Source organism: Roseateles sp. P5_E4 (genome assembly GCF_054049255.1).
Genome location: NZ_JBFUMS010000013.1, coordinates 53,448 through 70,328, shown reverse-complemented (window position 1 = coordinate 70,328; position 16,881 = coordinate 53,448). Strand labels below are relative to the sequence as shown.

Annotated in this window: 14 protein-coding genes; 3 read left to right on the top strand and 11 right to left on the bottom strand. The window is 67.6% G+C overall.

Annotated elements, in window-relative coordinates; all coding sequences use genetic code 11:
- The first annotated feature begins 3 nt into the window (after nt 1-3).
- On the top strand, nt 4-636 hold the full coding sequence (locus ACXJLH_RS23045) for an LON peptidase substrate-binding domain-containing protein (protein ID WP_457446489.1): 633 nt from the start codon (nt 4-6) through the stop codon (nt 634-636).
- Here ACXJLH_RS23045 and ACXJLH_RS23040 read toward each other — a convergent pair.
- Genes ACXJLH_RS23040 through ACXJLH_RS23030 form a run of 3 tightly spaced genes read right to left on the bottom strand, consistent with a single transcriptional unit; the run spans nt 614 to nt 5,358 of the window.
- A complete protein-coding gene (locus ACXJLH_RS23040) occupies nt 614-1,444 on the bottom strand; it encodes an alpha/beta hydrolase (protein ID WP_457446487.1) in 831 nt (276 codons plus the stop codon). The genes ACXJLH_RS23045 and ACXJLH_RS23040 overlap by 23 nt on opposite strands.
- A complete protein-coding gene (locus tag ACXJLH_RS23035) occupies nt 1,441-2,352 on the bottom strand; it encodes a YihY/virulence factor BrkB family protein (RefSeq protein WP_457446485.1) in 912 nt (303 codons plus the stop codon). The genes ACXJLH_RS23040 and ACXJLH_RS23035 overlap by 4 nt, the downstream gene beginning before the upstream one ends.
- A 51-nt stretch (nt 2,353-2,403) precedes the next feature.
- Nucleotides 2,404-5,358: a TonB-dependent receptor plug domain-containing protein gene (locus tag ACXJLH_RS23030; protein WP_457446483.1), complete on the bottom strand. Its 2,955-nt coding sequence runs from the start codon at nt 5,356-5,358 to the stop codon at nt 2,404-2,406.
- Nucleotides 5,359-5,605: 247 nt separating this feature from the next.
- Here ACXJLH_RS23030 and gntR point away from each other — a divergent pair, with 247 nt between their 5' ends.
- Entirely contained in the window at nt 5,606-6,646 is a 1,041-nt protein-coding gene (gntR, locus tag ACXJLH_RS23025; RefSeq protein ID WP_457446482.1) for an HTH-type transcriptional regulator GntR, read from the top strand.
- On the opposite strand, the gene ACXJLH_RS23020 is transcribed toward gntR, so the two are convergent.
- From ACXJLH_RS23020 to ACXJLH_RS22990, 7 genes are all read right to left on the bottom strand, one after another.
- Entirely contained in the window at nt 6,638-8,968 is a 2,331-nt protein-coding gene (locus ACXJLH_RS23020) for a GH36-type glycosyl hydrolase domain-containing protein (RefSeq protein WP_457446480.1), read from the bottom strand. The two genes, gntR and ACXJLH_RS23020, sit on opposite strands and share 9 nt — an antisense overlap.
- 5 nt (nt 8,969-8,973) lie before the next feature.
- Nucleotides 8,974-10,329, bottom strand: a complete 1,356-nt coding sequence (locus ACXJLH_RS23015) for an MFS transporter (RefSeq protein WP_457391657.1) — start codon at nt 10,327-10,329, stop codon at nt 8,974-8,976.
- Nucleotides 10,326-10,835: a gluconokinase gene (locus ACXJLH_RS23010; protein WP_457446479.1), complete on the bottom strand. Its 510-nt coding sequence runs from the start codon at nt 10,833-10,835 to the stop codon at nt 10,326-10,328. Before ACXJLH_RS23010 ends, ACXJLH_RS23015 begins: the two co-directional genes overlap by 4 nt.
- 105 nt (nt 10,836-10,940) lie before the next feature.
- Complete coding sequence (locus ACXJLH_RS23005) at nt 10,941-11,669, bottom strand: LytR/AlgR family response regulator transcription factor (protein ID WP_457446477.1); 729 nt, start codon at nt 11,667-11,669, stop codon at nt 10,941-10,943.
- Nucleotides 11,666-12,730 carry a sensor histidine kinase gene (locus ACXJLH_RS23000; RefSeq protein ID WP_457446476.1) on the bottom strand — a complete coding sequence of 355 codons (1,065 nt, stop codon included), beginning with the start codon at nt 12,728-12,730 and terminating at the stop codon, nt 11,666-11,668. The genes ACXJLH_RS23005 and ACXJLH_RS23000 overlap by 4 nt, the downstream gene beginning before the upstream one ends.
- Nucleotide 12,731: 1 nt before the next feature.
- Entirely contained in the window at nt 12,732-13,460 is a 729-nt protein-coding gene (locus ACXJLH_RS22995) for a LiaI-LiaF-like domain-containing protein (RefSeq protein ID WP_457325673.1), read from the bottom strand.
- Nucleotides 13,461-13,666: 206 nt separating this feature from the next.
- Nucleotides 13,667-14,221 carry a phasin family protein gene (locus tag ACXJLH_RS22990; protein ID WP_457325672.1) on the bottom strand — a complete coding sequence of 185 codons (555 nt, stop codon included), beginning with the start codon at nt 14,219-14,221 and terminating at the stop codon, nt 13,667-13,669.
- Between the two features lie 170 nt (nt 14,222-14,391).
- On the opposite strand from ACXJLH_RS22990, the gene ACXJLH_RS22985 reads away from it, so the two are divergent.
- A complete protein-coding gene (locus ACXJLH_RS22985) occupies nt 14,392-15,330 on the top strand; it encodes a histone deacetylase family protein (RefSeq protein WP_457446474.1) in 939 nt (312 codons plus the stop codon).
- Here the strand turns inward: ACXJLH_RS22985 and ACXJLH_RS22980 are convergent.
- Complete coding sequence (locus ACXJLH_RS22980; protein WP_457446473.1) at nt 15,308-16,843, bottom strand: methyl-accepting chemotaxis protein; 1,536 nt, start codon at nt 16,841-16,843, stop codon at nt 15,308-15,310. The genes ACXJLH_RS22985 and ACXJLH_RS22980 overlap by 23 nt on opposite strands.
- Between the last annotated feature and the right edge of the window lie 38 nt (nt 16,844-16,881).

Below are 16,881 nucleotides of genomic sequence, written 5' to 3'. Positions count from 1 at the left end.
GCTATGGATGCCGAGACGCCGCTGTTCCCGCTGCGCTCGGTGTTCTTTCCCGGCGGCCATCTGGCGCTGCGCATCTTCGAGCCGCGTTACCTGGACATGGTGCAGCGCTGCCATGCGCGCGGCGAGCCCTTTGGCATCGTGGCGTTGACTTCGGGCGAGGAGGTGCGCCGGCGCGAGGGCGAGGGCTTTCGGGCCGAGGCTTTTCACGACGTCGGCACGCTGGCCCGCATCGAGGATTTCGAGCACGCGCAGGCCGGCCTCATCAACATCCGCATCTGCGGCACACAGCGCTTTCGCGTGCAGGGCTCGCGCAACCTCAGCCATGGCCTGTGGGTCGGCCGGCTTGAGCTGTTGGCCGGCGACGTCGCGGTGCCGGTGCCAGACGATCTGCGCCAGGCCGCTCAGCAACTGCAGGACCTGCTCGCCGGCTGGAAGGCCCGCGGCGCCGCGGACGACCTGCCCGTGCAGCCGCCCTACCAGTGGGACGACGCGGGCTGGCTGGCCAACCGCTGGGCCGAGCTGCTGCCCATGCCGGTCGAGGCGCGCCAGCGGCTGATGGTGATGGACAACCCGCTGCTGAGATTGGAGCTCATCGTCGACCGGCTTGACGCGCTTACGCGTTCAGCCAATCGGTAAGCGTCTTCAGCACCTCGGCCTTCTCGGGCTCGTTGAAGATCTCGTGGAAGAGGCCGGGCCAGGGCTTGGTGGCGACGACATTGGCGGGTGCGCCAGACGCAAAGGCCTCGCTGCCGCGCGGTGACACGCAGCGGTCCGCGCCGGCCCACATCAGCAGCGTGCGCAGCTTCCAGCGCGGTGCGTCGCCAATGGCACGGGCGCCGCTGTCGACGATGAAGCGCGTCAGCCGCGCCGTGATGCGGTCATGCACCAGCGGGTCGGTCGCGTAGGTCTTGACGACGGCGGTGTCGCGGCTGATCCATTCGGGCTTGAGGCCGTTGCTGACGGCCAGGCCCGGGGCGAGCGATCCCGCCGCGGCAAGCAGCAGCTTCTGAAAACCGGACAGGCCCGCATCCAGCGCGGGGGAAGACAGCACCAGGCCATCCAGCGGCCGGCTCCAGGCCGCGGGCTTGCCTGTCAGCGCCTCCGCTGCAAAGCGCGCGGCGATCAGCCCGCCCATGCTGTGGCCGAGCAGCACGAAACGCTTGCCCGGCTGGCGCACGGCGTCGATGACGCGTGCCGTGTCGCGCAGCAGCGCGTCGTGCGCGGGGATGTCGCCCTTGCGTCCATCGCTGCGCCCGTGGCCGCGGTGGTCCCAGCCGTGCACATCCCAACCGGCCGCGTTCAGTGCCGCGGCGACATGGGCATAGCGCTCGATGTGTTCGCCCAGGCCATGGCAGATGAGCAACTGGCCGCGTGCGGAAGCCGCGGTGGTGGGCCAGTGGCGCAGGTGGAGCTTGAGGCCGTCGTCGGTGGTGGTGGTCGTCATCGCGTCGCGGTCTGGGAATCGGTGCGCAAGTTTGCACGAGCTTCGTCCGTTTCCCGTCGCGAACCCAACACTCTTGCGTAGGCCCAGGTGAACTCGGCGCCGATCAACAGGATCTGCGCCGAGAAGTACACCCACACCAGCAGGGCCACCACCGAGGCCGCGGCGCCAAAGCCCGAGGCGACGCCGCTGCGCTGCAGATAGGCGCCGATGCCATAGCGGCCCAGGGCAAACAGGCCCGCCGTGACGAAGGCGCCGAGCAGCACGTCGCGCCAGGCGACGTGAACGCGTGGCATCCACTTGAAGATCAGCGCGAACACGGCCACCACCAGGCCCTGGCTGAACACCGTGTTGGCCAGAGCAGCGACGCGCAGCCAGTCGCCGAACCAGGGCTGCCACCAGGTCTGGGCGGCCGACATGACGGCGTCCAGCAGCAGCGACACCAGCAGCAGAAAGCTCAGGCCAAAGATGAGGCCGAAGCTCAGCAGGCGCGCGCGCAGCCAGTTCAGCCAGCCTTGCACCGGGCGGGCCGGCACGCGCCAGATGGTGTCCAGCGCATCCTGTAGCTCGGCGAACATCGTCGTCGCACCGACCAGCATCAGCCCCAGCCCGACAACCGTGCTGAGCCAGCCGCCGGCCGGCCAGGAGACCGACTTCAGCATGCTTTCGACTGTCGAGGCGGCCGTCGCGCCGAGCAGCGCGGCGAGCTGGTCGAAGAGCTCGCCGCGCACCGCCTCGCCGCCCCAGACCAGGCCGGCCACGGACACGACGATGAGCAGCAGCGGTGCCAGCGAGAACAGCGTGTAGTAGGCGAGTGCCGCGCCCATGCGCGGGCCGCGGTCGTCGAGGAAGCCGTCGAAGGTCAGCTTCAGCACGCGTCCCAGCGGTCGGATCTGATCAAGCCAGCGCATGCGCGAAGTCTCGCGGCATGCGCTGGCCGCCGCTGTAGGACGCGACCGGCGTCAGAACGTCATGCGGGCGCCCACGCGGTACTGGCGGCCCAGCACGTCGAACAGCGAGGGGTTCACGCCATAGCCGGTGTTGGTGCCCGGGGCGTTGGGCGGCGCGACGTCGGTGACGTTGTCGATCTTGAAGTAGGCGGTGATGTTTTTGTTGATCTTGTAGTTGCCGGCGAGATCCCAGTAGAAAGCGCCCTTCATGTGGTTGTTGTCGATGGTCTGGTGCATGGCGGTGGAGACTGGGCAGGTGGTCTGGCACTCGATGAACTCGTTGCTGTAGACGCCATTGCTGACCCAGCGCTGGCCCACCGTGAAGCTGGCCTTTTCGCCTTCCCAGGATTGCGAGAACTGGGCCTTCCACGTCGGCGTGTCGCCGAGGTTGACGCCTGCGCGCTCGGCCGGGATGGTGCCCACGATGCCCGATGTGACCAGGAAGCTGTTGGTGTGCGTTGCCAGGCCACGCAGCGTGAGCTTGCCGGGCAGATTGACGCTGGCCAGGTTGAATCGGTAGAGAGCTTCCATGTCGAAGCCCTTGCTGCGCATCCTGGCCAGATTGAAGGCCTGCAGCGTCACGTACTTCACGGGGCTGACAAGATCCATCGCGGCGCAGATCTCTTGGTTGCCGGCAGCGCAGAGGTCCACTTCCTGCTGGGCTCCGAGGGTGGAGATCACGTCCTTCAACTTGATGTCGAAGTAGTCGATCGACGCACTGAAGCCTGGCGCCCACTTGGGCTGCGACAACACCAGGCCGAGGATGCGGTTGTTGGCCAGCTCGGGGCGAAGGTTGACGTTGCCGATGGTGCGTTGCTGCACGTTGTAGGTGTTGCCCTGGAAGTTGACGGCCTGGTTGATGACCACCGGCGCGGCAAACAGCTCGGAGAGATTCGGCGCACGCACATCACGCGAGGCGACGTAGCGAACGCGCAGGCCATCGACCCCGGTCTTCCAGGTCGAGCCGATCTTCCAACTGTTGATGCCGCCGGCGGTGCTGTAGAGCGTGCGACGCACGGCCGCGTTGAGGTTGGCCTCGCCCAGGCTGTCGGACTTGAACATCGGAGCGTTCACTTCGACGAAAGCTTCTTTCACGTTGTAGGCGCCCGCCGCAGCGTGGTAGTTGCCGGCGAACCAGTTGTTGCCCACAGTGGTGTTGAGGAGTGGGTCAGCCGGGTAGTCGGCCGTATTGGGCGTTGCGGGGTAGACGCCATTGCCGTAGGGGTCGCCCGTCACCCAGTAACCTTCCTTGCGAGCTTCCGCCCCGAAGGCGACGGCCACCGGTCCTGCCCAGTTCGAGAACGGCTGGCCGTTGACGTTGAAGCTGGCCACCGTCTGACGCTGCACCGACAACTGATGCGGACCGACGGCCGGGAACACATAGGCCAGCGCGGCCGGATCCTGCTGCACATCGCCGATGATGTTCAGCGGCGCGCAGCCCGCGGCCACAGCGGTGGCGTTTCGGCAGACGATCTGGCCGGACGAATTGCGCACGGCGTCGATGGCGGCGTTGAAGCGCGGGTTCAGCATGATGTTGCTGACCTTCAGATCGATGCTGTTTTCGCCGTGCTCGAAGTAGCCGTCATACGACCAAGTCTGGCCTAGCGCGCTAGCCTTGCCGGTCGCACCCAGCACGAACCGCTTCTGTTCGCGGATCGGGTTGACCTCGATGTCCTTGGGCTGGTTGCCGTAGGCCGTGCCGAACTTGAAGCTGGTGATGCCCTTGTCCACGCAGGCCTGCTTGATGGAGGCCGGCACGTAGGGGTTCTCGCACTGGATGGTCAAGTTGTCCAGCTTGGGCGAACCGGGGTTGGGCGTGTTGCGAGCGTTGGTCCTGGCCAGGTTGACCGTGAAGTAGACCTCGTTGTCATCGTCCAGCTCATAGCTACCACGGGTGTAGAAGACCTGACGCTGCAGGTTCATGCCCATGGTGGTGCCGCCGCCGATGGTGCCGGAGAGGTCGCCGCCCACGCAGAAGGGTGTGATGCAGCCTGTCACTGCACCCGTGCCTGTGGGCACGCCGTTGGAGCCGTAGTCGAACTTGTAGGGCACGCCGTCCTTGCCGAAGGCGGTGCCCTGCAGCGGACCCTGGGTGATCAAGCCGTACTTGGAGTACTGGAACTGTTGGGCGTTGCGGATGTCGAACAGCTGCGGCCTGCCGTCCGTGGTCTGGCCGGTAGGGCGCTGTTGCCAGGCCGGATTGTTGAACCAGGTGCGGCCGTTGGCGCCCTGGCCACCAAAGCGGGGTGAGGGCACGCCCTTTTCACGGACGAGTTCCACGCTCACGGCAACGTGCGCACGGTCGTTGAGGAAGCTCCGGCCCCAGGCGGCTTGCAGTGCGCCGTTCTTGTCGTCGCCGTAGTTGGTCTGGCCAGCTTCGATGTTGGCCTTGAAGCCCTTGAAGCGCTTGTCGGTGATGAAGTTCACCACGCCGCCGACGGCGTCGGAGCCGTAAGAGGCGCCGGCACCGCCGGTCACCACGTCGACTTGTGTGACGAGGAGCTGTGGGAACTGGCTGATGTCAGCCACGCCGGTCACGTTGGCCGGCACCACGCGTTGGCCATCGAGCAGGGTCAGCGTGCGGATCGGGGTCAGGCCGCGCAGACTCAGGGAGCTGAGGCCCTGCAAGCCGCTGCTGGTGCTGTTGGTGAAGGTGGTGCGACCCGTGCTGCCCTGGAGCGCAGGCAACTCAACGAGGCTCTGGAAAATGTTCGGGTGAGCCGCCTTCTCGAGGTCCGAGGCGGTGAGGCGCGTGGTCGGCGTCGGTTGCGTGAAGCCGCGCGCCGAGATGCGCGAGCCCGTAATGACCACAGTGCTCAGCACGCTGGCGCCGGGATTGACCTCTGGCGCGGCGTCAGGCGTTGTGGCCGGTGTCTCAGCGCTTTGGGCCAGGGCGGGAAGCGCCAGCACGGCGCAAGCCGTGAGGGCCGCCAGATGGATCAGGGTCTTGGAACCGGGATTTCGCATGGGAGGTCTCCTGAGGTGGCACGGTGGGCCGCTGCCTTGTGGTCGTTGAGCCGGTATTCGGTAAACAAACTTGGTTACTGGATAGCGCTGTCCTGGAAGCTTAAAAAAACCGGATGGCTTAGGTTGAAACTCGCCCGAACACGCGATCCCCAAGGTTTGAACAGCTGCGCCGTGGGCTATCGCGTTTCGGGATTGCGCTATCCTAGGCATCGAATTCCCCCTCCGATATGGGGGATACCATGTAGAAATGCCGAGCAGCAAGACGACATCAGCCGCCTCCCCCAGACGCACCAGGGCCACCGGCCGGGTGACGCTGGCGGACGTGGCGCAGGCCGCCGGCGTCAGCCCCATCACCGTGTCGCGGGCCCTGCGTGGCGAGCGGGCGGTGGCGCAGGAGCTGTGCGAGCGCGTCCAGGCCGCCGCCACTGCGCTGGGCTACGTGCCCGATCCGGCCGCCCGCGCGCTGGCCTCCAGCCGCAGCTCCCATGTCGCGGTGCTGATCCCCAAGCTGAGCAACACGCTGTTCGTAGAGCTGCTCGACGCGGTGCAGACCACGCTCGTGCCGGCCGGCTACCAGACGCTGATCGGCGTCACCCATTACGACGCCAGCGAAGAGGAGGCCGTGCTGCGCAGCTTTCTGGCACACCGGCCGGCCGGTCTCATCGTCACCGGCCGCGATCGCAGCCCGGCGGCGGCCGCTCTGATCGAGGGCAGCGGCGTTCCCTGCGTGCATGTGATGGAGGTGGAGCCGGGCAGCCACAGCGTGGGCTTCTCGCAACGCGATGCCGGGCGGGCCATCACGCAGCATCTGCTCGATTCGGGTCGGCGCCGCGTCGTCTACGTTGCCGCCCAGCTCGACCCACGCACCTTGGAACGCGGTGAGGGCTACAAGGAGGCGCTGGTGCAAGCCGGCCTGGGCGAGAGCGTGAACAAGGTGCTGATCGCCGAGCCCTCGTCCATGGCGCTCGGTGGCGCGATGCTGGAGCGTGTGCTGCGCGAGTCGCCTGAGACCGACGCCATCTTCTTCTGCAACGACGACCTTGCGCAGGGCGCGCTGCTGGCGGCCTTGCGCCTGGGGGTGGCCGTGCCTGGCCGCGTGGCGGTGGCCGGCTTCAACGACCTGCCGGGCAGCGACCAGATGGTGCCGCCACTCACTACCGTGGCCACGCCGCGCCGTCAGATCGGCGAGCAGGCGGCGCAGATGTTGATGAAACTGATGCGCGGCCAGCCGGTGGAGCAGCCCAACGTGGACCTGGGCTTCCAGGTCGTGCGGCGGGCGTCAACCTAGCTCGACGTCCAGCCGGTAGCTGCGGCCGGGCTCGATGTCGCGCACCAGGCCATCTGGCAATGGCTGGCCATCCAGAAGTACGCGGTTTTGGCCGGTGCGGCGAACCTGCAGGTGAAAGCGCGCACCGCGGAACTCGCGTTCAGCGCTGAGCTCGTCCCAGCCCGAGGGCAGTTGCGGCTTCACTCGCAGGCCTTTCGCATCGCCGCGCAGGCCGCAAAGGCCTTCGATGACGCAGCGATAGGCCCAGGCCGCGGTGCCGGTGTTGAAGAGCTGGCTGGAGCGGCCGGCCGTACGCGGGAACTGCTGGTGCGCGCCGCGGTAGTAGTTGGGAATGAAGACCGGCAACTGGCCGCGCTGCAGATAGTCGGCCTCGTCAGGGCCCGGAATCATTCGGCGCAGCGCGCTGTAGGCGCGGTCGCTCTCGCCGGCGTCGTACAGCGCATGCACGTAGAAGCTGGCAGCGTGGTTGTAGACGGCGCCGTTCTCGGCCGAGCCGGGATGCTTCTGCGTCACGCGGCCGACGTCGTCGCGCATGCCGGAGTAGGGCGGGTTGAACATCGCCATGCCGTGCGGCGTGTCGAGCTGCGCGTCGATGGCGGCCAGCATCTTCACGCGCTGCTCGCCGCTCGCGGCACCGCTGAGCATGGCCCAGGACTGCGGGTTGAGATAGATGCGGCCTTCGGTGTCGGCGCTGACGCCGAAGATCACATCGTCATCAGTAATGCCGCGTGCGAACCAGGCGCCATCCCACAGATGACGGTTGGCGGCGGCATTCAGGTCCTCGACCGCAGCCTGCCAGCGCGCGGCTTGGTCGGAGCGGCCGGCGCTGGCGCAGATACCGCCCCACAGCCGCATTGCATAGGCGGCCGCAACAGTGAGCCAGCCCGACACGCCGCGGCCCTTGTAGCCCACCATGTTCATCGGGTCGCACCAATCGCCCTGGGCGATGTAGCTCAGGCCGCGCGCGTCGCGGTCCTGTCTCAGCCAGGTCATGGCGGCGTCCAGCCGTTCGGCGACGGTGAGGTCGTTCACCACCACATCCAACAGCGCGAAGTCGCCCGTCTCGTCCAGGTAGGCCTGCAGGCACACAGGCAGCCAAACGCAGTGGTCGGTGTGCGGCACCTGGTTGATGTACTTCAGCTCGGCGCCTTCGATGAGCAGGATGCCGTCCGGCATGGAGCCGTTGGCGGCCTGTTGGCTCAGCGCATGCAACAGTGCGCCGCGCGTGACGCTCGGCGCGATATAGGCCATGCCGAGGTTGTCCTGCAAGTAGTTGCGCGTCTGCGGGTCGGTACTGAGGCGGTTCACGTCGCCGTGATAGAAAACCTGGCGCGGCAGCCAGTGGTTCACGAAGCGGTCGAAGTCGGCGTCGGGCGTCGTGATGCGCAGGCAGCCTCGGCCGCCGTCGACGTAGTCGGCATAGGCAGCGTGGGCGCGGGCGAAGCCGGCTTCGCTGAGGTAGGTCTCGCGTACGCTGGCGATCTCGGCGTCGTCCAGCGCAGGGCCGAAGAGGAAGCGCCAGGTCTGGCCCTCGTTGGGCTGCAGCGTCAGCCTGTACTGCACACAGGCAGCAGGCGTTTCGTAGCGGGCGTCGCCACCGGCGAGCTGCTCGACCTGCAGCGCGCTCGGGCGGTGCAGGCCGCCTTCGCCTTCAAACGCGCTCTGGCTGGCCTCCCAGGCATCAGGTGCGCGCTCGCAGAGGAAATAGGTCTTGTCCTTAAGCTGCAGGTTCTTGAAGTAGTCCGCCACCTTCTGGTAGGGCGTCACGCTGCTGGCAACGATGCCGCCCAGGTCGGCGCGCCACTCGGCCGACTGGTTCATCCACGACATGTAGCCGATGGGAAAGTAGGGCACGACGCTGATGCGCCGTGGCCGGCCCGAAAGGTTGGTGACGCGAACCTCCCACAGCTCGACGACATCGTCGGTCGGCAGGCCTAACGCCATCTCCACGCGCAGGCCGAGGTGCTCCACCGTCCAGCTCAGGTCGTGCCGGCCGACGAAGAAGCTGAAGCTGTCGACCGGCGCGCGCACCGGCTCATACGGCGCCGAGAACAGCTCGCCGGTGCCCTCGTCCTTCACGTAGACGAAGCGGCCGGGGTGGTGGGCGTAGTAGGCCTGCTCCGGCTGCATGAAGGTCTTGGCCTCCAGGTTGGGCGCATGGGCGTACTTGGCCGGCTCGGGCTGCATGAACTGCGCGGTGGCGTAGCCGCGGCAGGTCACCTGGATCATCATGCGGCGGTTCCACAGGAAGCCGGCGGCCTGGGGCAGGGCGGTGGGGCTGGTGAGCTCGCAGCGCTCGCCGTCATCGAGGTGTCGCAGCATGGGCGTCAGACCGGTGAAGTGGAGAACTTGCGCGCGGCCAGGTCGGCCTGGATGCGCGCCATGGTGGGGTTGTCCAGCGTGTAGAAGACCATGATGACGGCGGCCAGCAGCGTGAAGCCGGCCGGGATCACGGACATCAGCCAGACGATGCCGGCCTGGGAGTCGGCCGATTGCACCGCGTTGGGCACATAGCCCAGCGCCGTGAACAGCGTGCCGATGACGCCGACGGCGACAGCCGTGCCGAGCTTCTGCGCGAACGAGCTGGCCGCGAAGGTCATGCCCGTCGCGCGGCGGCCGTTGCGCCATTCGTTGAAGTCGGCCGAATCGGCCAGCATCGAAAAGGACAGCGGCGATTTCGGGCCGAGGACGAGACCGAGCGCGATCTGCAGCGCATACATCAGCGCGATCTGATCGGCGTCGACGAACAGGAAGGCCATCGACAGCACGGTGGAAGCGAGCATCAACCCGATCAGCAGCTTGCGCTTGTCGATGAAGCGAGTGAGGAAGGGCGTGCACGCCGTGCCGGCCGCCGCGGCCAGCAGGTAGGCCGGCATGAAGGTGGCCAGAAGCTCGGGCCGGTTGACCACGTACTTGAAGTAGTAGGCCGCGCTGGTCATGCGCAGCGTGATGCTGAGCATGATGATCAGCGCCAGGAAGAACAGCAGGATCCAGGGCAGGTTGCTGCGCAGGTCGGCCAGGTCCTGGCGCACGCTGGAGGGCTCGGCCTGTACCGGCTGGACGCGCTCGGTCGTCGCGCTGAAGGTGAAGGCGAAGATCAGCGCGGCGGCAACGCCCCAGAACACCATGGTCAGCGTCCAGCCCAGGGCTGGGTCGCCACCGCCGAACCAGCCCACCAGTCGGGGCGACACGGCCGTGACGAGGGTGCCGCCCGCAAAGCCGCAGACGAAACGGGACGCGTTGACAGCATTGCGCTCCCGCGCGTCGCCCGAGATCACCCCCGACAAGGCGCTGTAGGGCAGGTTGACGCTGGTGTAGACCGTCATCAAGAGCAGGTAGGTCACGTAGGCCCACACCAGCTTGCCCGTGGGGCCGAAGTCGGGCGTGGAATAGGTCAGCACACCGATCACCGCCAGCGGCACCGGCATGAAGAGCAGATAGGGCCGGAACTTGCCCCAGCGCGTCTGCGTGCGGTCGGCGAAGGCGCCGATCATGGGGTCGGTGAAGGCGTTGAAGATCTTGATGACGAACAACATCGTCGCGGCGGCGGCTGCGGTGATGCCGAACACGTCGGTGTAGAAGATCAGCAGGAAGGTCGAGATGTTGGTCCAGTAGAAGTTGAACCCCATGTCGCCCAGGCCGTAGCCGACGATCTCGCGCCGAGTGAGCGGGCGCGCGCTCATGCTGTGCTCTGCAACCAGGCGAACACCTGCGCCTGCAACTGGTCCAGCGGGGCGAGTGCATCCAGGTGCAGCACGCCAGGCTCGCCGACGGGCGACTCCAGCGTCTCGAACTGGCTGTCGACCAGGCTGACGGAGAAGAAATGGCCGCCGCGTGCCTCGATGCGACGGCGGGCCTCGGCCCGGTCGACATCCAGGAAGGCGAAGCGCAGGCCCGGTGAGGCTTGGCGGAGCTGGTCACGGTAGCGGCGCTTGAGCGCTGAGCATGCGGCCATGGCGCCTAGCGGGTGGCAACGCAGTTGCTCGCACAGCGCGGCGAGCCAGCCGGCGCGGTCATCGTCGGTCAGCGGCTGGCCCTGGGCCATCTTGCGGCGGTTGGCCTCGCTGTGGAAGTCGTCGCCCTCCAGCCAGACACGGCCGGCTCTATGAGCGACGGCAGCGCCCAGCGCGGATTTACCGCTGCCGGCGACGCCCATGAAGACGAGGGATTCGGGCGCAAGGTGGGTCATGGGGCGCGAGCGAGAGCGGATCTGAGGGCTTTGGATAGCGCTATCCTAATGTCAATGCCGCCTATGACGCTCCGTGTTTTCCCGCCGCAGCCTTCGCGCCGAGCGTCAGAGTACCGCGCGCAGCCTGTCGTAGCCGCTGCGGCTGACGGGAATGCGCTTGCCATTCCTCATGCGCGCGACGTGGGCGTCGCTGTCCGTCTTCTCCAGAGCCTGCAGCGCCGTGAGGTTGATGATGAAGGAGCGGTGTACGCGCACGAAGCGGCTGGGGTCGAGCCGGGCCTCCAGGTCCGAGATGCGCTGGGCCTTCAGGTGGTCGCGGCCGGCGCTGTGGAAGGCGACGTTGTCGGCCTGGGCCTCGATGTAGTCGATGGCGTCGACCGCCAGCACCTGCATGCCCCCGCTGCGCTCGGCGTCGCGTACGAGCACACGGCTCAGCGCCTGCGGCGAGACGAGTTTGTCCAGCCCGGGCTGAGCCTGACCTAGCAAGCGGCGCGCGCGTGTCAGCGCGGTGTCGAAGCGGGGCTGGTTGAAGGGCTTGAGCAAATAGTCCACCGCATGCAGCTCGAAGGCGCGCATGGCGTGCTGGTCATGTGCCGTCGTGAAGATGACGCCGTCGCGCCGGCCGGTCAGCTCCAGCACTTCGAGGCCCGTCAGGCGCGGCATCTGGATGTCGAGAAAGACGAGGTCGGGCTTGAGCTCGGTGATGGCGCGGGCGGCGTCCAGGCCGTTATCGGCCTCGGCGGCTATGGCGATGTCGGCGTGGGCTTTCAGGAACTCGCGCAGCAGGCGGCGGGCCAGGGGTTCGTCGTCGGCAATGAGGGCTTGCAGCGTCATGGCGTCTCGTTCTCGAATGGAATGCTGATCTCGACCGCGAAGCCCTCGCGCGTCGCGCCCCAGCTCACACGGGCACGGTCGCGGTACTGCGCGGCCAGTCGCTCGCGCAGATGGCGCAGGCCCTGGCCCAAACCAGCCTCGCGCGTGGGTTCGGCGGGCACGGGGTTGCGCACGGCCAGGTGCAGCCAGCCGTCGCGCACCAGGGCGTGGATCTGCACGAGGCCGCCCTCGTCCAGCGCGCGCAGGCCGTGCTTGAGGGCGTTTTCGACCAGGGGCTGCAGCGTCAGCGGCGGCAGCAGGCCGGCCAGGGTCTCGGGCGGCGCATCAATGGCGCTGCGCAGCTTGTCGCCCAGGCGTTGGCGCTCGATGGCGAGGTAATGGCCGATGAGGTCGAGCTCGTCCTCCAGGCGGATGCGCTCGCGGCCGGCCAGCGCCAGGGTCTGCCGGAAGAACTGGGCCAGGTCGATGCTCATCTGCCGCGCGCCAGCGGGGTCGAAGCTGGTCAGCGCGCTGATGGAGTTCAGGCTGTTGAAGAGGAAATGCGGGTCGATCTGCAGGCGCAGCAGCTGCAGCTCCATGTCGCGGGCCAGCAGCCGCGCCTCGGCCTCGCGGGTGGCGGAGGCTTGCGCGGATTCGACGGCCAGCAGCAGGTCGTGGGCCAGCACCGACAGCGTCAGCAGGATGAGATTGGCCAGCAGCAAGAAGCCCCAGGTCGCCGGGGTCATCGTGACCAGGCCGGCCGGGCGGCCGAGGGCGAGGCCCGCTGCATTCCAGCCTGCCGCGAGTGCGAGCGCCGCGCCGCCGAGCAGCAGCACGGCCGCAATCCGTGCAGCCAGTGCCCGCGGCCAGCGGCCGGCACCGAAGGGCTGGCTGCGGCAGAGGTGATACAGCGACAGTGCGACAAAGCTCAGCACTGTGCTCAGCGGCAATGCCCAGGCCAGGGCCCAGGGAGCGTCGGCCAACCCCTCGATGACCAGCAGCGCGGCCAGCACCGCGCCCGCCAGCGCGGCGGCCAGCAGGCAGGCGGCCAGGCCGCGCCGGTGCACCAGCAGCGGGTGCACTTCAGTTCTTGACTTCGACGCCGCCGAACATCGCGTCGCCCCGCAGCACGAGGCGTTGCGTCGGGTTCATGGGCGGCACCGTACGGTCCTCCACGCCGCCCAGCGTGGGCGCGATGTCGACAATGACTTGCCAGTCGCGCGGCACGCGCAGCTCGACACCGCTGAAGCGGGCCGAGATCTCGAGCACGGCCTCAGGGCCCTCGATCGCGGCCTGGCGCAGGTCCAGCTCGACGCCGCCGAAGGTCACGTCGATGCGGCCGCCCTTGAAGGCGCGCGAATCGTTCTGCTGGCGGATGGCGCTGAAGCTTGCGTCGATGGCAATGCGGTCGCCGTGCTCGAGCGTCGACGGCGTGTCGGCGCAAGCCCCTGCTCCGCGGTAGCGCGGGAACATGCCACGCGCCAGGATGGACAGGCCAGCCAGGATGATGAAGACGGGCCACCAGTCGCGCAGCCGGATGCTGACGAGGTCCAGGTTCTGTGCGGTCATCACGGCGCCGACGATGACCAGGGCGATGCCGAACAGCCAGTTGCCCGCGTGGCGTGGCCAGACGATGCGACTCAGCCCGAACAGCACCAGGGCCAGCGGCCAGAAGGTGCGCAGCAGCGGCATGCCGAAGACGTGAAGGTTGTCCAGCAGGGCCAGCGTGCCGATGCCGATAACGCCCAGCCCGAAGACGACGCGGTGTGCCGGGTGGTACGGCGGGCGATGGCGGATGCGGTTGGGTCTCATGGTGCGGTTCTCGACTTGCGATGGCATGAGTAGACACGCCCGTCGCAACCGGCGAGCCGCCGAATCGGCGAATCGACGCCAGCCGGCGACGAATCAACAGCCGGGTTCGCGAATGTCGGAAAGGAGAAAGCCCGGTGCACTTGCGCCGGGCAAAGAAAAAGCCCGGTGCGGGTGCACCGGGCTTTCGGGAGGCGAGAGCCTGAGGATCAGGCGGCGCGCTTGGCGGCGCGGGTCGCGGTCTGCGTGGCCTTGACGGCTTGGCTGGTCGCGGCCTGGAAGTTGGACTCGGCCACTTCAACGGCTTGCTTGGTGGCCTTCTGGACCGACTCGAAAGCGTTGTTGGCGGCAGCGACAGCCGACTTCACCAGGGCGACGGCGTTCTCGGTGCCGGCCGGGGCGTTCTTGGCGGCGTTGTCGACAACAGCGGTGAAGCTCTTCTGCACGTCGGCGAACTTGGCTTCTGCAGCCTTGGCGACTTCGGCGCCGGTGGCGGAGGCGATGTCGTAGATGTGGCGGCTGTAGGAGGCGGCCTTCTCGGCGGTCGGCTGCAGCAGGGCGGCTTGCAGGGACAGCAGCTCTTGTGCGTCCTTGACGGACAGGGCGGCGGCGGTGGTGTCAGCGGCTTCGCTCAGCGCGGTGCGAGCGACTTGCAGGTTCAGCTCGACGAGCTTTTCGACGCCTTCGAACGCCTTGTTCGTCAGGCCGAAGAGGGTTTCGACATTGGCCTTGTGGGCGGCGAGGACTTGTTCAGCGGTCAGCATGGTGAGACTCCGATTTCAGGTGGTTGAACCGTTTGCTGTGCTTCTTTTGCTGCACTGCAACATGAACTGAATGATAGGGGCCGGGCGCCAGATTGCAAGGACTATTTTGTGCAGTGCAGCAAACTAGGGGTGTCGGGGTGTGACAAAGGTCCACGGCTATCGTGGCGGCCATGCAGGCCTTCCATTCCGATGCCCACAGCCTGGCCCTGCCGCCGGGGCACCGCTTCCCGCAATCTAAGTACCGCTTGTTACGGGAGCATTTCGAGCGCGAGCCGGGGTTGCTGCGCATGCAGCCGGCGCCGGCCGCCAGCGAGGGTGAACTGGCCCTGGCCCATACGCCGGACTATGTGGATGCGGTCCTGCTCGGCCACCTCAGCGCCGCCCAGCAGCGCGAGATCGGCTTCCCGTGGAGCCCGTCCATGGCCGAGCGTTCGCGGCGCTCGGTGGGCGCCAGCATCGCGGCCGCCCGGGCGGCCCTGGTCGAGGGCGTCGCGGCCAATATGGCGGGTGGCACCCACCATGCCTATGCCGACAAGGGCTCCGGCTATTGCGTCTTCAACGACGTTGCCGTCGCTGCGCGCTTGATGCAGGCCGAGTGGGCAAGAAGCCACCGCAGCCTGTTGCGCGTCCTCGTCATCGACCTGGACGTGCACCAGGGCAATGGCACTGCGGCCATCTTCCGCGACGACGACACGGTGTTCACCTTCTCCATGCACGGCGCGCGCAACTTCCCGTTTCGCAAGGAGGCGAGCGATCTGGACGTGGATCTGGCCGACGGCTGCGGCGATGCGGACTACCTGGCTGCGCTGGACGCGGCACTCGGCGAGGTCTGGCGTCGCATTGATCCGGGCCTGGTGTTCTATCTTGCCGGCGCCGACCCCCACGAAGGCGACCGCCTGGGTCGGTTGAAGTTGACCTATGAAGGTCTGGCCGAACGCGATCGGCGCGTACTGGCGGGCTTAAGCGAACGCCGCATCCCCGTGGTGCTGAGCATGGCCGGCGGCTACGGTCACGACCTGGCAACGACGGTCGCCGTGCAGATCAACACGCTGAATCTGGCCGCCCAGTCCTGGGCCGCCTGGGCCGCTATCGCACGCGGAACTGGCTGACCACCTGGGCCAGTCGCTGCGCCTGCTCGCGCAGCGACTCGGCCGCCGCGGCGCTTTCCTCGACGAGGGCGGCGTTCTGCTGCGTCATGTCGTCGACCTTGGTGACGGCGCTGGTGACATCGTCGATGCCGCGGCTCTGGGCGGCGGCGCTGGTGCTGATCTCGCCAATGATGTCGGTCACGCGCTGCACGGCGCCGACGATGTCGGTCATCGTCGAGCCGGCGTCCTGCACCAGGCGGGCGCCGGATTGCACGCGCTCGACGCTCGCGCCGATCAGGGTCTTGATTTCCTTGGCCGCCGCGGCGCTGCGCCCCGCGAGGCTGCGGACCTCACCGGCCACGACGGCAAAGCCGCGGCCCTGCTCGCCGGCGCGGGCGGCTTCCACCGCCGCGTTCAGCGCCAGGATGTTGGTCTGGAAGGCGATGTCGTCGATGACGCCGATGATGTCAGCGATGCGCTTGCTGGACGCGGTGATGTCATTCATCGTGTCCACCACCTGCTGTACGACGCTGCCGCCGCGGTGGGCCACGGTGGCGGCGCTGGTGGCGAGCTGGTTGGCCGTCTGCGCGCTGTCGGCGCTCTGGCGCACGATGCCGGTCAGCTGCGCCATGGACGAGCTGGTGATCTCCAGGCTCGAGGCCGTCTGCTCGGTACGCTGGCTCAGGTCCTGATTGCCCGAGGCAATCTCGGACGACGCGGTGCGGATGGAGTCGGCCACCGTCATGACTTCGCCCACCGTCTGGCCGAGTTGCTCGCACATCTGGTTCAGCGCCCGCATCAGGCCGGCCAGTTCGTCCTGCCCCTGCGGGTTGGCGCGCTGGGTCAGATCACCCGCGGCGACCGATTCGGCCAGCGACAGCGAGGCGTTGACGTCGGCTGCGATCTTGCGCTGGTTGGCGAGCAGCAGGCCCATGCCGGCGCCAGCGGTCAGCAGAGAGATCAGGGCGAAGACCCAGGCGCGCTGGCGGGCCGTGGCCTGCTGGGATTCCGACGCGGCTTGCTGATCGGCCCCCATGCTCTGCACGATCTTGCCCATCAGCGTCGCGACTTCCTTGTAGCGGGCCTCGGCGTCCTGCATCGCGGCAACGCCGGTGTTGGGGTCGACCGAGGCCAGGTCGACGGCGGCGTCGGCCTTGGCCAGGTAGGCTTTCAGCAGCGGCAGGGTCGCGTTGATGTGGGCGTCGGTCTCGGCGGGCGTGGCCTCCATCTCGGCCAACGTGGTCAGTGTGCGCGTGAGGCCCTCAACCTGGGTCTTCAACTGCCCCCGCAGGGCCTTTACCTTGGCGTCGTCCAGCGAGCCGATCAAAGCGATGGTGCGATAGACGCCGCCATGCATCTCGCCCACCTGCGTCTGCACGGACACCGTGGTCATGAAGACCTCGTTGCGCTGCTGGCCGGCCTCGTTGGAGGCGACGACCTCACGCAGGGACAGCATGCTGTTGCCCAGGCCGATGGCCAGCACGACGGCCAGTGCCACCATCGGCGGCAGCAACATCTTTGAAGCCAGCTTCATCGGCAACCTTCAAGAGTAGCAACCGGCGCGAGCCGGCG

Bases quoted from the DNA above. Each gene is read 5' to 3' on its own strand.
- ACXJLH_RS23045 (WP_457446489.1), top strand. From the start codon at position 4: ATGGATGCCGAGACGCCGCTGTTCCCGCTGCGCTCGGTGTTCTTTCCC.
- ACXJLH_RS23040 (WP_457446487.1), bottom strand. From the start codon at position 1,444: ATGACGACCACCACCACCGACGACGGCCTCAAGCTCCACCTGCGCCAC.
- ACXJLH_RS23035 (WP_457446485.1), bottom strand. From the start codon at position 2,352: ATGCGCTGGCTTGATCAGATCCGACCGCTGGGACGCGTGCTGAAGCTG.
- ACXJLH_RS23030 (WP_457446483.1), bottom strand. From the start codon at position 5,358: ATGCGAAATCCCGGTTCCAAGACCCTGATCCATCTGGCGGCCCTCACG.
- gntR (WP_457446482.1), top strand. From the start codon at position 5,606: ATGCCGAGCAGCAAGACGACATCAGCCGCCTCCCCCAGACGCACCAGG.
- ACXJLH_RS23020 (WP_457446480.1), bottom strand. From the start codon at position 8,968: ATGCTGCGACACCTCGATGACGGCGAGCGCTGCGAGCTCACCAGCCCC.
- ACXJLH_RS23015 (WP_457391657.1), bottom strand. From the start codon at position 10,329: ATGAGCGCGCGCCCGCTCACTCGGCGCGAGATCGTCGGCTACGGCCTG.
- ACXJLH_RS23010 (WP_457446479.1), bottom strand. From the start codon at position 10,835: ATGACCCACCTTGCGCCCGAATCCCTCGTCTTCATGGGCGTCGCCGGC.
- ACXJLH_RS23005 (WP_457446477.1), bottom strand. From the start codon at position 11,669: ATGACGCTGCAAGCCCTCATTGCCGACGACGAACCCCTGGCCCGCCGC.
- ACXJLH_RS22995 (WP_457325673.1), bottom strand. From the start codon at position 13,460: ATGAGACCCAACCGCATCCGCCATCGCCCGCCGTACCACCCGGCACAC.
- ACXJLH_RS22990 (WP_457325672.1), bottom strand. From the start codon at position 14,221: ATGCTGACCGCTGAACAAGTCCTCGCCGCCCACAAGGCCAATGTCGAA.
- ACXJLH_RS22985 (WP_457446474.1), top strand. From the start codon at position 14,392: ATGCAGGCCTTCCATTCCGATGCCCACAGCCTGGCCCTGCCGCCGGGG.
- ACXJLH_RS22980 (WP_457446473.1), bottom strand. From the start codon at position 16,843: ATGAAGCTGGCTTCAAAGATGTTGCTGCCGCCGATGGTGGCACTGGCC.